Source organism: Streptoverticillium olivoreticuli subsp. olivoreticuli (assembly GCF_003391135.1).
GTDB classification, from domain to species: Bacteria; Actinomycetota; Actinomycetes; order Streptomycetales; family Streptomycetaceae; genus Streptomyces; species Streptomyces blastmyceticus.
The window spans coordinates 2,384,968-2,398,487 of record NZ_CP031455.1 but is presented as its reverse complement, the minus strand read 5'-3'; the positions used below and the strand labels follow the sequence as shown (position 1 = coordinate 2,398,487).

Here is a 13,520-nt window from a genome sequence, read left to right as displayed (position 1 = left end):
GCCGCGCGCCGCGTTCGGCCGCCCGCGACGGGCTCACGGCGCGTGAGGATTGTCCCTTTCGCGAACGGGAACCAGCGGGCCTTCCCGGCCGACTACCCAGGAATCGCCCGCCACGGTCCGTGAGCCGCCTTCGAACGGACGGGAACTCACCGCGCGGCCCGTCCGACTTCCTTGGGGTCCACGACTTCGCGAGGAGACCTCCACCGTGTCGCTGCCCGACCCGATCCGCCTCTACGGACCCGAATACAAGCGGGACCCGTACCCGCTGTACGAGCGCATGCGCGCGGCCGGGCCCATCCACCGGGTGAGCTTCCCCAGCGGGGTCACCGCCTGGCTGGTCACCGGCCACGCCGCCGCCCAGCGGACCCTCGCCGACCCCCGGCTGGGCAAGAATCACGCGCTCGGCAACGACCGCTGGCGCGAACACGCCTCGATCATGCCCGAGCCGCAGCACTCCCAGCTCCAGGTCCACCTCCTCCACCAGGACGCGCCCAAGCACACCGCGATGCGCCGCCTGATCACCGACGCCTTCGCGACGCGCCGCGTCGAGGAGCTGCGCCCCCGCTTCCAGGAGATGGCCGACGCGCTCGTGGACGCCATGCCCGCCGACGCCGGGTCCGCGGACCTCGTCAGCTGCTTCGCCGCGCGGTTTCCCTTCCAGGTGCTCGCCGAGGTCATCGGCCTGCCGCCGTACCTCGCCGACCGCTTCCGGCGCGACTGGGGCAAGGTCGTCGCCCCCGTCGGCCCCACCGACCCGGGCCGCCCCGCCTACGAGGCACGGCTGCACGAACTCCAGGGCTACATCGCCGAGGTGGTCGCCGACCGGCGCGCCGCACCAGGCGACGGGCTGCTCTCCCGCCTGGTCACCGCCCGCGACGAGGGCGAGCTGACCCAGGAGGAGCTGGACTCCATGATCTTCCAGCTGCTGGTGGCCGGCCAGGAGCCCGTCACCAACCAGATCACCACCGCCGTCGTGGCACTGCTGCGGGACCCCCGTCGAGAAGCCGTACTGGAGCGGCTGCGCGCCGAGCCCGCGCTGCTGCCCGCCGCGGTGGAGGAACTCCTGCGCCTCGACAGCGCCTTCGAGCTGACGACCTGGCGCTTCCTCGCCGAGGACGCCGACCTGCACGGCACGCGCGTACCGGCCGGTGACTCCGTCATCGTCTCCCTCTGCGCCGCCAACCGCGACCCCGAGCGCTTCCCCGAACCCGACACCCTCGACCTCGACCGGGCGCAGGGCCCGCACATGGCCTTCGGGCACGGCAGCCACTTCTGCCCCGGCGCCGCCCTGGCCCGCGTCGAACTCCAGGTCGCCCTCGGTACCTTGACCGCCCGCCTGCCGGGCCTGCGCCTCGCCGTCCCCGACGAGGAGCTCCCCTGGATCCCCGCCGTCCTCGGCCGGGGCGTGGGCGAACTGCCCGTCGCCTTCGACCGGCCCGCCTGCCCCTATCGTGGATGACCGACGCATGTCCTACGCAGCAACCCTGACCCAGACCTCCGTCGAGGCCCGCGTGCTGGGCCTCCTCCTGCCCTACCACCGCACCACGGACGCGGCCCCCTCGGAACCCGGTGACCATCCGGCACAGCTGGGACAGATACGGCAGTTCACGGAGGCGGGCGAGACGATCGTCTTCACCCTCCCCGGCTTCCCCTGCAAGTCCCCGAACCCGGCCAAGGTCCTCGGCCACCTCCCCGACGAGGGCGAGCGGCTCTCGCTGCGCTTCCTCGACCGGCTGTGCGCCCGCATCGGCGAGATATACGCGCCCGGGGCCCGCATCGTCATCTGCTCCGACGGCCACATCTTCGGCGACCTCATCCGGGTCCCCGACCCCCACATCGACGCCTACGGCGACGAACTGCGCGCCCTGATCGGCCGGGAGCGGCTGCGCCACCTCGACACCTTCGACCTCCGCGACGTGCACGGGGACCTGGACCACGACACCAAGCGCGAGCTGGTCACCACCGCCTACGCCCCCTCGCCCGACGCGCTGCGCGCGCAGGTCCGGGCCGGTGACGAGGAGACCGTCCGCCTCTACCGCGGCATCACCCGCTTCCTCTTCGAGGACACGCCGGACTTCACCGGCACCAACTCCGCGCTCCAGCGCGAGTGCAAGCGGCGGGCGTACGGGGTCATCGCGCGGAGCCGGGCGTGGGGCGACCTCGTCGCCGACTGCCATCCGCGGGCGGTGCGGCTGTCCATCCACCCGCGGCCCGCGGGCGCCGAGAAGTTCGGCATCCGGTTGCTCGACTCCGCGGATGCGTGGGCGACGCCTTGGCATACGACGGTGCTTCGGGGTGCGGGGGGAGAGGCTCGGCTGATGCATCGGGTGGATGCGGAGCGGTTGGGGCGGCTCGTGTTGCGGGACGGTCGGCCGAGCCATTTCGAAGTGGCGGCCTGAGCGCGGATTCTTCCCCGGCCCCGCCCCTTCCCGAAGCTCGTAACGGGGTGTTCTGCGGATGAGGCTCCGCCCGGCGACCGGGCAGGGCGGGGTGCTTCAGCGGTTCCGGATCACGTCGTCCGGGTGGGGGCCGAAGTCGGCTGCGTGCTCGGGGTGGCGCTCATGCGCTCACCGCCGCGCGGACCCGGTCGAACGTCTCGGGGTTCGGGTAGTCGTAGCCCGTGCTCGCCGCGACGGCTGCCGGACACCGTTCCCTTTGCCCCTCGCGTTCCTCCTCCTGCTTGATCCACTCCTGTATGAACAAGGGGACGAGTGGCCGGGTTCCCTCGGGGATGGGCATGGTCCGGGCGAGAACGTGCGGCGGGATGCGCTTCCGGGGCCCACAGATCACGTGCGAGGTCGGGGTCTGCGGGGGGTTTGTGCCGGGGCAGGTCATGTGCCGCTGTGGCGCCCGTGGGCGGGCAGCAGCCCCGGAACGACGCGGGCGATCAGGCTCGGTAGACGCGGACTTTGCCCGCGCTTCCGAAGGGGTGATCGGGACCCGCCCAGTCAAAGGAATCCCGCCCGCACGCCTCGGGGAAGCGCACGGGCGGGGCGGTCTACGGGCTATGTCGGTCAGCCGGACTGCGGCCGGTGTCGTCCACTCACTTCGTTACGTCCACTCGTTGCCGCAGCTCTGGCAGATGAACTTACGGCCGTCGGGTGTCCACACGAGCGGGCTATGGCAGCTCGGGCAATTGGTGTTCGCCAGGATCGGGAGCCACCGGAATGCATTGCGGAACTGTCGACCGTTCATGATCCCTCCATGCGATTACATGTACTCGTCGGGTTCCCCTCCGTGCTGGTCCATCGGCCAGGCAACCCGACAGCCCAGGCATGTGAGCCGCCACTCCTCTTCGCCAGTGCGCGGGTTCATGGCCTTTGTGGTGATGACCTTGTCGGGGTTCTGGCACTTGACGCACTTCACAGGGGGTTTTTGCGGCCCGCCGGATCGATAGGCGTCGGGCCACGTTCCGTTACCGTTGTTCATGGTCCTCACTGTGTCAGCCCGGGAGTGGCGGCAACCGCAATTCGCGCCGCTGGTCGGCGACTTGACGGCATCATCCCGCGCCCGTCCGGCCGGTGTCGTGACCAGCGACGGCCGGACGGGTGATGCCGAACTCGTCGCCCGTCGCCTGAGCCAACGCGAAGCCAGCGATCACCTCGTCACATCCCACGCACTTCTCAGCAGGGAGCGGGGTGGAAGGGGTGGGCGTGACCATCCAGTGCCCACCGGAGAGTGGGAGGGAGATCGCGGGCGTGGGCATCAGTCCATGCTCCGGGGGCCGAGTCCGAGGGTGCGGCGCTCCTCGTCGGTGGCCAGGTGGACGGCCCTCGCCGGCGCCGTCCACCTCTCGGAGCTTCCGACCCCTGCGAGTGTGTACTTCTCGCCGTCGAACGCGTGGGACACGCCCAGCCGATCGGCGGTCCTGTCCACCAGCAGGGCGCCGGACCGGTAGCCGGTCCACCGCGCCGCACCCGTCGTCTCCGTCATCGTGTTCGAGCCTCCGTGTGTCCCGCTCATGGGGAGCGGGCATCAACCGTGAAGCTCAGGTTCCACCGGCATCGCTACGCTGACCAGGGCCCTGGCCATGCCAAACAGCTTTGGAATAACGGGAGTTGAACGCATGAGCGATGATTCGGAGTCTCCGGCGAAGGAGTTCGGCAAGGAGATCAAGTACGCCCGAGAGGCAGAGAGCTGGTCGCAACAGCAACTTGCCGCCAAGCTGCTCTGCGGGCAGCCGTACGTCAGCAAGGTCGAGACAGGGCAACAGCTGGCCAGCCCGCAGTTCGCGGAACAGTGCGACAGAGTGTTTGGCGCACGCGGCGTCTACGCGCGGATGCGTCAGCGAGCGGCCGACGCGGGCAACCCTGTTTGGTTCATCCCGTACCTGGAGCTTGAACGCGAAGCTACAGCCATCTGCGGTTACTCAAGTCTCTTCGTGATGGGAATACTGCAAACGCCGGAGTACGCCGAGGCTGTCTATCGGGCCGCCCACCCAGAGGAGACTACGGCTCAGATCAAAAAGCTCGTAGAACGGCGCATGCGGCGTCGGGAGCTGTTCGACAGTCTCAACCCGCCATCCCTGTGGGTGATCCTCCATGAGTCGGTCCTGTGGTCCGGCGTGGGAGGCGCAGAGGTCATGCGGGGCCAGTTGGCGCACCTCATAGCGGTCACGGGGTCTCCGCGTATCGACCTTCAGGTGTTCCCCACCGATGCGGGCACTCCGGCCCGAGGGACGCCCTTTATTGTGCTCACACGGCAGGACAGCAGCGAAGTTCTGTACACGGAGACCTATACGAGAGGGCAGGTGGACGACTCGGCGGAAGCGGTCTCCGATGCGCGGGCAGCGTACGAACGACTGCGTGCCGACGCTCTGTCACGTCACGAATCTCTTTCCCTCATCCGGCACACAATGGAGGCGTACACCCATGAGTACCACCCGCGAGTTCCCCAACGCGATATGGGTGAAGTCGAGTTTCAGCGAGGGCAACGGCGGCGAATGCGTCGAATGGGCCCCCGGGTTCGCAGCTTCCGGCGTCGTCCCCGTCCGTGACAGCAAGACCCCGCAGAACCCCGCGCTCATGCTCCCGTCCGGCGCCTGGTCCTCGTTCGTCTCCGCCGTCCGGGGCGACACGTTCACGGTGCGGACCGCGTAGCGCATCTTCGGGTCGATGGCACCTAAACGCAGAATGCCCCAGTTCCCGTCCCTCTGGTGAGGGGTGACGGGAACTGGGGCTTACGAGGCATGGGGGGTCTCCGAAGAAGCGGGGGGATCGTTTCACCAGCCACGTTCGGGTGGCTAGTGCATGTTCCTACGTGGCGCCGGGCAGTCATGCGGCGACTCGAACCAGCCGCCGAGTCAACCCCTGACAACCCTGATCCAAAGAGGAGTTGACGTGCGCCGATTGGTCGCCGCAATCGTCGGAACCGCCTGCATCCTCGGCCGCACAGTCGCCACCGCAACCCCGGCAAGCGCACGGACCTGCGCTGAAGTGTGCAAGGAACGCGGTTATGACTACATCTACGTAGGAGCCCTGGGAAATCTCTGCGTCTGTCTGCCGGAACCAGGCAATGCGTTGGGCTGAACGCCTGCACCCCGTGCCCCCTACCGCCCCCGTAGCCTGATCGGGCTGGTAGGAGCGGTCCCTCCCGTCGCGAGGGGCCTCGCATGGCCCGCGTCCACGGTGGATGCGTCCCGAGGCGGGGTCCGTCCTCGGGCAGGGCGCGGCCGTCACCCGTTCGGACCAATCCATCCCACGCCCCGCATACCCGCCGTGCCGACCGCGCGCATGCTGAAACCAGGGGCTCTTTCGGCGTGGCCCCGCCCACCGGCACCCAGGAGGAGACCGCAATGGGGATCTTCGACATCTTCAAGGACAAGTCCAAGGACACTTCCGACGCCGTTGAGGAAGAGGTCAACGAGAAGACAGGTGGCAAGTTCGCCGACCAGGTCGACGCAGTACAGGAAAAGGCGGAGGGCGCGGTGGCGATCGACGACGATAAGCCCGACGAGTAGCCTCCAACCGCCGACTGCACCCCCGGGGAAGCGCCTTCCCGAGGGGCGCACTCCCCTCGCGAGGGGAGTGCACATGGTCCACGTCCAGCATGCTCACGGGGAAGGGCTCCAGGCGCCAGTAACCGGGGCTTCGCCCCAGACCCCGAAGCCGCGCCGTCACATGGCCCGGTGGTCGAAGGCGATCAGCGGGTCGCCCGTCAGCGGGTGGTCCACCACCGCCACCCGTACGCCGAACACCTCCGCAAGAAGCTCCGGCGTCAGGACCTCGCGAGGGGTGCCCGATGCCACGAGGGAGCCCTCGTGCAGCACATGCAACCGGTCGCACAGGGACGCCGCCGCATTGAGGTCGTGCAAGGACAGCAGCGTCGTACGGCGCTGCGCGCGCAGCAGGGCCAGCAGTTCCACCTGGTGCTGCACGTCGAGGTGGTTGGTCGGCTCGTCGAGGACGAGCACCTTCGGGTCCTGCGCGAGCGCCCGTGCCAGCAGCACCCGCTGGCGCTCGCCACCGGACAGGGCCGAGAAGCGGCGCCCGCCCGCACCGGCCATGCCCACCTGCTCCAGGGCCGCCGTGACCAGGTCCGCGTCGGCGCGGTCCTCGCCCGCGAACGCCCGCTTGTACGGGGTGCGGCCCATCGCCACGACCGCGCGGACCGACAGTTCGAAGTCGCTGCCGCGCTCCTGCGGCAGGGCGGCCACCAGCCGGGCCGACGCGGCCGGGGTCAGCGACCGGATGTCCGTACCGCCGAGCAGCACCCGCCCGGCGTGCGGCCGCAGATAGCGGTAGACGGTCCGCAGCAGGGTCGACTTGCCGCTGCCGTTCGGGCCGATCAGCCCGGCGATCTCGCCGTCCTCCGCGAGCAGGTCCACCCCGGAGACCACCGTCCGTCCGGACAGGGCCACTTCGAGTCCCTCGATGGCGACACGCATGCCGCTACCCCCTCTCCAGCCGTCGGTCCAGCAGATACAGCAGCGTCGGCGCCCCGATCAGCGCGGTGACCACGCCCACCGGCAGCTCCTGATCCGGCAGGGCCGTACGCGCCACGAGGTCGACCACCACCAGGAGCACGGCGCCGAACAGCCCGGCCACCGGCAGCAGCCGGCGGTGGGCGCCGCCCACCACCATCCGGCAGACGTGCGGCACCATCAGCCCCACGAAGCCGATCGCCCCGGACACCGACACCAGCACACCGGTGAGCACGCTCGTGACCACGAACAGCTCACGCCGCAGCCGGGCCACGTCCACACCCAGCCCGGCCGCCGTCTCGTCGCCCATCAGCATCGCGTCGAGCGCCCGGGCCCTGGCCAGCAGCACCACCAGGCCCAGCAGCACCGCCGCCACGGGCAGCGCGAGCGTGGACCACTGGGCCCCGCCGAGCGAGCCCATCAGCCAGAACAGCACCCCGTGCGTCTGCTGGTCGTCCCCGGCCTGCAACACCAGATAGTGGGTGAAACCCGACAGGAACTGCCCGATGCCCACCCCCGAGAGCACCAGGCGCAGCGGCGAGAACCCCCCGTCGCGCCGGGCCATCGCCCACACCAGCGTGAAGGACGCCAGGGCCCCGACGAACGCCGCCGAGGACAGCCCGAGTCCGAGCAGCCCGCCCGCACCCGCGCCCAGCACGATCGCCGCGACCGCGCCCAGCGACGCCCCGCTGGAGATGCCCAGCAGATAGGGGTCGGCGAGCGGGTTGCGTACCAGCGCCTGGACTGCCGTGCCGACCAGCCCCAGACCCGCGCCCACCACGGCCGCCAGCAGCGCGCGCGGCACCCGCAGCTGCCACACGATCAGGTCCCGGGTGCCCGGCACCGGCTCCTCGCCGCTGATGCCGCGCGCCACCGAGGACCACACCTCACCGAGCGGCACGTCGGACGAGCCCAGGCACACGGACGCGATCAGCGCGGCCACCAGGGCCACGCCCAGCAGCGCGCCGACCCACCCGGCCCGCGCGCCCGGCTCACGCTCCGCCTCCGCTTCCGCGGCCGTGGCGAGCGCCGTCATCTACTTCACCAGGTCCGGGTGGAGCGTGTGCGCGATCTCCCGCACGGTGTCGGCGCTGCGCACCCCGCCGATCGTGGTCCGCTCCGAGCCGATGCGCACGAAGTGGCCCTCCTTGACCGCGGTGAGGTCCTTGGTCGCGGGGAAGGAGCGCAGGAAGTCGGCGGCCTCGTCGAACGCCTTCTTGTTCGCCTCGTCACTGCCGCGGTTGCGGACGCCGAGCTGGATCCAGTCCGGGTTCTTGGCGACGACGTCCTCCCAGCCCACCGGCTTGAAGTCGCCGTCGCAGTCGGCGAAGACGTTCCGGCCGCCGGCCTGGGTGATCACCGCGTTGGCGACCTGCCGGTTGCACACCGCCATCGGCTGCTTGGTGCCGGCGTCGAAGTCGAAGAAGAAATACGTCGGCCGCTTCGCCTCGGGCACGCCCTTGAGCGCGTCGCGGACGGCGTCCGTCTTCTTGCGCATGTCGCCGACCAGTTCACCGGCGCGCTGCGAGGTGCCGGTGATCCTGCCCAGGTCCTGGATGTCGGCCTCCACGCCGGAGAGGTCCGTACGCGGGGACTTGCTCATCGCCGCGCACGCCGTCGACTTCAGGAAGACGTGCTTGATGCCCGCGGTCTCGAACTCCTTGGCCGTCGGGGCGTCGCCCATCTTGCCCATGTTCTTCATGGAGGAGAACGCGTCGACATACAGATCGGCGCCCGAGCTCAGCAGCTTCTCCTTGGGGATGCCCATCTTGCCCAGCACCGGCACCTGCGCCGCCCGGTCGGCGAACTGCCCCGGCAGCGCGCCCTTGCCCGGGGGGAAGCCCGTGCCGGCCAGCTTGTCGCCCGCGCCCAGCCACATCAGCAGCTCCAGGCTCGCGGCGTTGCTGGTGACGATCTTCTTCGGTGCAGACTCGAACGTCGTCTTCGCCCCCATGCAGTCGGAGACGCTCACCGGGAAGCCCGCGCGCGCCGAGGACTCCGAGGACGCCGCCCCCGCGTCATCCGACTTCGCGGCTCCGCCGCCACCGCCACAAGCCGTCGCCGACAGGGCCACAGCGGCCAGCACACCGCACCACACACGAGGGCGCATCACAAACACTCCAGAACTCGACATCCGCTCGAGCCCGCCCGTGCGGGCCCGGATCAGGTAGTCGGACCGTCGGCCCGCCCGGTTCCCGCGCGTCGCGAAGAATCACGACGTACGCTGCCCGGACACGTGCCGACGAGCGAAGGAGACCGCCGTGGCGGACCAGCTCAAGGAGATGCCCACCGACTGGCGGCGCGCCCTGGCCGTCGTCGCCCACCCCGACGACCTGGAGTACGGCGCCTCCGCGGCCGTCGCGAGCTGGCTCGACGGCGGCCGCGAGTGCGTCTATGTGCTGGCCAGTGTCGGCGAGGCGGGCATCGACACGATCGCGCCCGCCGAGGCCGGACCGCTGCGGGAGGCGGAACAGCGCGCCTCCGCGGCCGCCGTCGGCGTCGCGACCGTGGAGTTCCTCGGCCACCGCGACGGCGTCATCGAGTACGGGCCCCGGCTGCGCCGCGACTTCGCCGCCGCCATCCGGCGCCACCGCCCCGAACTCGTCCTGACCCTCAACCACCACGACACCTGGGGCGGCGTCTACTGGAACACCCCCGACCACCGGGCCGTCGGCCGGGCCGTCCTCGACGCCGTCGCCGACGCGGGCAACCGCTGGATCTTCCCCGAGCTCGCCGACGAGGGCCTGCTGCCCTGGGACGGCGTCCGCTACGTCGCCGTCGCGGGCTCCCCGCAGCCCACCCACGCCGTCGACGCGAGCGCCGGGTTCGAGCGGGCCGTCGCGTCCCTGCTCTGTCACCGCACCTATATCGAGGCGCTGACGAAGGACGACCCGGAGGAGTACTGCCGCGGCTTCCTCGAGGGCAATATGAAGGCCGTCGCGGAGCGGTTCGGCGGGCGGCCGGGCGTGGCCTTCGAGCTGTTCAGTCGCTGACCGCCCCCGGAGCCGCGCGTTCCATCACCAGCACCGCCACGTCGTCCTGCAGCCTTCCGCCCGTGTGGGCGTCGAGGTCCGCGCGCAGCCGCCCCAGCAGCTCGGGCGTCGGCAGCGTGGCCCACGCGTCCAGCCGTTCGGCCAGCGGGTAGAAGCCGCCGTCCGGGGCGCGCGCCTCCGTCACCCCGTCGGTGCAGGCCAGCACCCGGCTGCCCGCGGGCAGCTCGACCCGCTGGGCGGTGCGCGTCGCCGTGGACAGATCGCCCAGGCCCAACGGCAGCCCGGGGTCCGGCGACTCCAGCTCCCGCACCCGGCCCTCCGGCCCGATCAGGAACGGCGCCAGGTGACCGCAGTCGACGAAGACCACGGGCACCGCGCCGCCACCTTCCCCTTCCTCCGGCTCCTCCTGCCCGGGGCTCTCCTCGGTCCCGAACACCAGCGCCGTCACGAACTCCTCCGACGCGCGCAGCACCACGTCCTCCACGCCCGCCCCCGTCCGCCCGCCGTCCGCCGCCTCGTACGCCGCCGACCGGTGGTAGCGGTAGAGCCCCTGCTCCATCGCCTCCACCCCGCTCTCCAGGTCGCGCCGGTGGTACGCCGCCTCCCGGAACGCCGTCAGCACCGCGGCCCCCGCGCCCAGCGTGCCCAGGCCCTTGCCCCGCACGTCACCGATCAGCACCCGCGTCCCGTACGGCGTGTCCACAACCTCGTAGAGGTCCCCGCCGATCAGCGCCTCCCGCTGCGAGGACACATAGAAGCCGTCCACGACCACGCTGTGCGTACGCAGCGGCAGGGGCCGCAACAGCGCCCGCTGCGCGGCCTCCCCGGTGGCCCGCACCCGCTCCAGCAGGTCGTCCCCGTCGCGCCGCAGCCGGGCCACCGCGATGCTCGCGCCCACCATCAGGGCGTTGCCCACGAAGGACCCGACGCGGTTGACCGCAACGTCGCTCGTCAGCACCCCGTGGTGCGCCACCATCACACAGAAGTCGAGGAGGCCGACGAAGACCGTCTGCCGGTAGGTGCACAGCGCGGCCGCCGTCATCGGCGCGAGCGCCGCGAAGACGTCCAGCCGCAGTTCGGACGGGGTCATCAGATCGATGGCCACGATGACCATGAGATAGACGAGGACGAGCGCGAAAGGCATGCTGCGCGACGACACCGTGGCGGGACCTCCACGCCGGAAATGGGCTGCATAGGGTATTTCGCCAGCTCCAGCCTTCCATGGCCGCCGCGCCTCGGCCACCCGGTGCGATCTTGACTTCGGGTTGCCTCAGAGTTTGCGGTAGGTCCGCGCGTCGTCCGTCGCCGCGAGCACCGCGGCCAGGTCGCCACCGGCCGAGGCCGTCACCAGGGCGGTGACCGCGCCCTCCACGAAGGGGGCGTCCGCGATCCGCGCGTCGGCCGCGCCCAGCGAGCCGTCCGCCAGCAGCGCCTTGACCGTCAGCACCGCGCTGCCCATGTCGCACAGCACCACCACGCCCGCGCCCTCGTCGACGTTCGCGACCGCCGCGCGGACCAGCTCCGCGCTGGTGCCGACGGAGCCGTCCGGCAGGCCGCCCGCCGCCGCGACCGGCGCGGGGGAGCCCGTGCCGGTCAGTGCCCGGGCGAGCGCGGCGGTGGCGGCGGCCACGTCACGGCTGTGCGAGACCAGCACCATGCCGACCCGGCCCGGGGCGCGCTCGGGCTCCGGCGCCGAGACCTCCGTGGCCTCGACGGGTGCCGCGCACAGCTCCGGGTCGGTGGCCTCGTACAACGCCGTCACCAGCAGCGCCGACGACGTGGCGCCCGGGTCCTGGTGGCCGATGCTGCGGTCGCCCAGATAGCTGGCCCGGCCGCGCCGCGCCCGCATCGGAATGGTCGCCTCCGCACCCGCGCGGGCCGCCCGCGCCGCCGCGTCCAGCGCCGCCGTCACCCCGCCCCGCGCCAGGGCCTCGGCGTACGCGTCCGCGGCCGGCTGCAACGCGTCGACCATCGTCTTGTCACCGGGCGCCGCGTCACCGAGCCGCCGTACGCTCGCCACGGCCGCGGCCAGCGCCCGCCCCAGCGCCTCCGGTTCGACGACGGGCTCGTCGCCGAGGATCTTGCCCATCCGGCGCAGGACCGTCCCGTAGAGCGGGCCGGACGCGCCGCCGACGGTGTTGGTGAGGTGCACGCCGACGGCGGTGAGCAGGGCGCCCGGAGTCGCGGGCGGTTCGGCGGCCAGGGCGTCCGTGGCGGAGGTGAAGCCGCGCTTGAGGTTCGCGCCGTGGTCGGCGTCGCCGATGGCGGCGTCGAGGTCGGTCAGATACGCGGCCTCCGCGACGATCACGCGCGTGGCGCGGTCGAGGAACCGGTGGAAGAAGGCCAGGTCGAGCGCTGTCATGGGGGCGGTTCTCCTTGTCGCTGCGGCATGATCTCCGGTCGGGCTCAGGGTACGGTGCGGGCTTTTCCGGGTGCGGGTTGCCGGCGCCTGCGGCGGGCTTGTTCCCCAGCCCCGCCCCTTCCCGGCTGTGTCGATTTGCGGCTCCGCCGCGTGGGGGCTCTGCCCCAGACCCCGAAGCACGCTTCGCGCGCTGTCCTCAAGCGCCGGACGGGCTGGATTTCGCGGACCGTAGCCGGAAATCAGCCCGTCCGGCGTTTGAGGACGCGCCCGCAGGGCGCTCCGCCCAAGGCGGCAACGGACCCGCAGTCTCTAACGGCCCAGCACCGCCCCACCGTTCAGCCCGATCACCTGACCCGTCAGATAGCCCGCCGCCGGGGACGCGATGTAGCGGACCGCCGCCGCGACATCGTCGGGCGTGCCCGCGCGGCCGACGAGTGTGTCGGCGATCTTTCCCGCGTGGAACTCCTGGGTCATCCGGTCCCCGAAGATCGGAGTGTCCGTCACATAGCCGGGCGCCAGCACATTGACCGTGATCCCGTCCGGGCCCAGCGCCCGGGTGAGCCCGAACGCCCAGCCGTGCAGGCCCGCCTTGGCGGCGGCGTACGAGCCCGCCGAGTGGGAGCCCGCCCCGCCGCGCTGGGCCGCCGCCGAGCTGATGACGATCAGCCGTCCGCCGGGGCGCCGCAGGTGATCGGTCAGCGCGGTCGTGAGCAGGACGGCCGACAGCAGATTGACGTCCAGGTCCCGCCGCCACGCCTCGGCGAGCGCCTCCAGACTGCCGTCGGCGGGCGGGGTGATGATGGCCCCGGCGTTGTTCACCAGCACGTCGACGGTGCCCAGGGCGCCGATCGCCTCCGCCGCCCGCGCCACCTGGCCGGGGTCGGTGAGGTCGGCGGGGACTGCGACGGTCCTGGCCGCGCCCACGGCGCCGTCGATCTCCTCGCGCGCCCGCTCCAGGACCTCGGCCCGCCGGCCGATGATCACCACGCGGTGCCCGTCGTCCGCGAGCCCCCGGGCGATCGCCTTCCCGATTCCCGTGCCACCGCCCGACACCACCGCAAGCCGCTCGCCCACTGCCGCCCCCTTCGCCCGAAGATCTTCGTGACCCCACCGTATCGCCACCTCGGTACCGGGGTTGGGCGGGAAAGGGCGGAACAGGCGGGCGGCCGACGGGGGTTCCCCGCTCGGACCGTCGGTGACATAGTGCGTCTCCCTCGCCGACCGCCCGTCCCGGAAGGGCTCC

At 71.6% G+C, this 13,520-nt stretch carries 15 protein-coding genes and 1 pseudogene; 6 read left to right on the top strand and 10 right to left on the bottom strand.

The window, feature by feature from the left end; translation table 11 throughout:
• The first annotated feature begins 205 nt into the window (after positions 1–205).
• Together DXZ73_RS09860 and DXZ73_RS09855 are read left to right on the top strand one after the other, a co-directional pair.
• On the top strand, positions 206–1,459 hold the full coding sequence (locus DXZ73_RS09860) for a cytochrome P450 family protein (RefSeq protein ID WP_116210630.1): 1,254 nt from the start codon (positions 206–208) through the stop codon (positions 1,457–1,459).
• Positions 1,460–1,466: 7 nt separating this feature from the next.
• Positions 1,467–2,399, top strand: coding sequence for an L-tyrosine/L-tryptophan isonitrile synthase family protein (locus DXZ73_RS09855; RefSeq protein WP_116210629.1), 933 nt, complete (start codon positions 1,467–1,469; stop codon positions 2,397–2,399).
• A 160-nt stretch (positions 2,400–2,559) separates the two neighbouring features.
• On the opposite strand, the gene DXZ73_RS09850 is transcribed toward DXZ73_RS09855, so the two are convergent.
• The 3 genes from DXZ73_RS09850 to DXZ73_RS09835 form a co-directional block, all read right to left on the bottom strand.
• On the bottom strand, positions 2,560–2,703 hold the full coding sequence (locus tag DXZ73_RS09850) for a hypothetical protein (RefSeq protein WP_162890131.1): 144 nt from the start codon (positions 2,701–2,703) through the stop codon (positions 2,560–2,562).
• 796 nt (positions 2,704–3,499) lie between these two features.
• Positions 3,500–3,706 carry a hypothetical protein gene (locus DXZ73_RS09840; RefSeq protein WP_116210626.1) on the bottom strand — a complete coding sequence of 69 codons (207 nt, stop codon included), beginning with the start codon at positions 3,704–3,706 and terminating at the stop codon, positions 3,500–3,502.
• Entirely contained in the window at positions 3,706–3,933 is a 228-nt protein-coding gene (locus DXZ73_RS09835) for a hypothetical protein (RefSeq protein ID WP_116210625.1), read from the bottom strand. The genes DXZ73_RS09840 and DXZ73_RS09835 overlap by 1 nt, the downstream gene beginning before the upstream one ends.
• A 97-nt stretch (positions 3,934–4,030) precedes the next feature.
• Between DXZ73_RS09835 and DXZ73_RS09830 the strand changes: the two genes are divergently transcribed.
• The 3 genes from DXZ73_RS09830 (at position 4,031) to DXZ73_RS09820 (ending at position 5,959) form a co-directional block, all read left to right on the top strand.
• Positions 4,031–4,996, top strand: coding sequence for a helix-turn-helix transcriptional regulator (locus DXZ73_RS09830; protein ID WP_338059116.1), 966 nt, complete (start codon positions 4,031–4,033; stop codon positions 4,994–4,996).
• A complete protein-coding gene (locus tag DXZ73_RS09825) occupies positions 4,908–5,099 on the top strand; it encodes a DUF397 domain-containing protein (RefSeq protein ID WP_162890130.1) in 192 nt (63 codons plus the stop codon). Before DXZ73_RS09830 ends, DXZ73_RS09825 begins: the two co-directional genes overlap by 89 nt.
• Positions 5,100–5,794: 695 nt before the next feature.
• Positions 5,795–5,959 carry an Rv0909 family putative TA system antitoxin gene (locus tag DXZ73_RS09820; protein WP_116210622.1) on the top strand — a complete coding sequence of 55 codons (165 nt, stop codon included), beginning with the start codon at positions 5,795–5,797 and terminating at the stop codon, positions 5,957–5,959.
• A gap of 156 nt (positions 5,960–6,115) precedes the next feature.
• On the opposite strand, the gene DXZ73_RS09815 is transcribed toward DXZ73_RS09820, so the two are convergent.
• Genes DXZ73_RS09815 through DXZ73_RS09805 form a run of 3 tightly spaced genes read right to left on the bottom strand, consistent with a single transcriptional unit; the run spans position 6,116 to position 9,032 of the window.
• Complete coding sequence (locus DXZ73_RS09815) at positions 6,116–6,886, bottom strand: ABC transporter ATP-binding protein (RefSeq protein ID WP_116210621.1); 771 nt, start codon at positions 6,884–6,886, stop codon at positions 6,116–6,118.
• Positions 6,887–6,890: 4 nt separating this feature from the next.
• Positions 6,891–7,958 (bottom strand): FecCD family ABC transporter permease, encoded by a 1,068-nt coding sequence (locus DXZ73_RS09810; RefSeq protein WP_116210620.1) that lies wholly within the window; start codon positions 7,956–7,958, stop codon positions 6,891–6,893.
• Positions 7,959–9,032 (bottom strand): ABC transporter substrate-binding protein, encoded by a 1,074-nt coding sequence (locus DXZ73_RS09805; protein WP_116210619.1) that lies wholly within the window; start codon positions 9,030–9,032, stop codon positions 7,959–7,961. It abuts the gene before it with no gap.
• A gap of 151 nt (positions 9,033–9,183) precedes the next feature.
• Here DXZ73_RS09805 and DXZ73_RS09800 point away from each other — a divergent pair, with 151 nt between their 5' ends.
• On the top strand, positions 9,184–9,915 hold the full coding sequence (locus tag DXZ73_RS09800; RefSeq protein WP_116210618.1) for a PIG-L deacetylase family protein: 732 nt from the start codon (positions 9,184–9,186) through the stop codon (positions 9,913–9,915).
• Here DXZ73_RS09800 and DXZ73_RS09795 read toward each other — a convergent pair.
• The 4 genes and pseudogenes from DXZ73_RS09795 to DXZ73_RS09785 all read right to left on the bottom strand — a co-directional run bounded on the left by DXZ73_RS09795 (position 9,905) and on the right by DXZ73_RS09785 (position 13,351).
• Entirely contained in the window at positions 9,905–11,059 is a 1,155-nt protein-coding gene (locus DXZ73_RS09795) for a PP2C family protein-serine/threonine phosphatase (protein WP_116210617.1), read from the bottom strand. The two genes, DXZ73_RS09800 and DXZ73_RS09795, sit on opposite strands and share 11 nt — an antisense overlap.
• A 126-nt stretch (positions 11,060–11,185) precedes the next feature.
• Positions 11,186–11,572, bottom strand: coding sequence for a PTS-dependent dihydroxyacetone kinase phosphotransferase subunit DhaM (locus DXZ73_RS39390; protein ID WP_240351715.1), 387 nt, complete (start codon positions 11,570–11,572; stop codon positions 11,186–11,188).
• 84 nt (positions 11,573–11,656) lie between these two features.
• Positions 11,657–12,277: pseudogene (gene dhaL / locus DXZ73_RS39385) on the bottom strand (dihydroxyacetone kinase subunit DhaL); the annotation flags it as partial.
• 309 nt (positions 12,278–12,586) lie between these two features.
• Positions 12,587–13,351, bottom strand: coding sequence for an SDR family NAD(P)-dependent oxidoreductase (locus tag DXZ73_RS09785; RefSeq protein WP_116210616.1), 765 nt, complete (start codon positions 13,349–13,351; stop codon positions 12,587–12,589).
• Positions 13,352–13,520 lie beyond the last annotated feature (169 nt).

Bases quoted from the DNA above. Each gene is read 5' to 3' on its own strand.
- DXZ73_RS09855 (WP_116210629.1), top strand. From the start codon at position 1,467: ATGTCCTACGCAGCAACCCTGACCCAGACCTCCGTCGAGGCCCGCGTG.
- DXZ73_RS09840 (WP_116210626.1), bottom strand. From the start codon at position 3,706: ATGCCCACGCCCGCGATCTCCCTCCCACTCTCCGGTGGGCACTGGATG.
- DXZ73_RS09835 (WP_116210625.1), bottom strand. From the start codon at position 3,933: ATGACGGAGACGACGGGTGCGGCGCGGTGGACCGGCTACCGGTCCGGC.
- DXZ73_RS09830 (WP_338059116.1), top strand. From the start codon at position 4,031: ATGCCAAACAGCTTTGGAATAACGGGAGTTGAACGCATGAGCGATGAT.
- DXZ73_RS09820 (WP_116210622.1), top strand. From the start codon at position 5,795: ATGGGGATCTTCGACATCTTCAAGGACAAGTCCAAGGACACTTCCGAC.
- DXZ73_RS09815 (WP_116210621.1), bottom strand. From the start codon at position 6,886: ATGCGTGTCGCCATCGAGGGACTCGAAGTGGCCCTGTCCGGACGGACG.
- DXZ73_RS09810 (WP_116210620.1), bottom strand. From the start codon at position 7,958: ATGACGGCGCTCGCCACGGCCGCGGAAGCGGAGGCGGAGCGTGAGCCG.
- DXZ73_RS09805 (WP_116210619.1), bottom strand. From the start codon at position 9,032: ATGCGCCCTCGTGTGTGGTGCGGTGTGCTGGCCGCTGTGGCCCTGTCG.
- DXZ73_RS09795 (WP_116210617.1), bottom strand. From the start codon at position 11,059: ATGCCTTTCGCGCTCGTCCTCGTCTATCTCATGGTCATCGTGGCCATC.
- DXZ73_RS39390 (WP_240351715.1), bottom strand. From the start codon at position 11,572: ATGGTGCTGGTCTCGCACAGCCGTGACGTGGCCGCCGCCACCGCCGCG.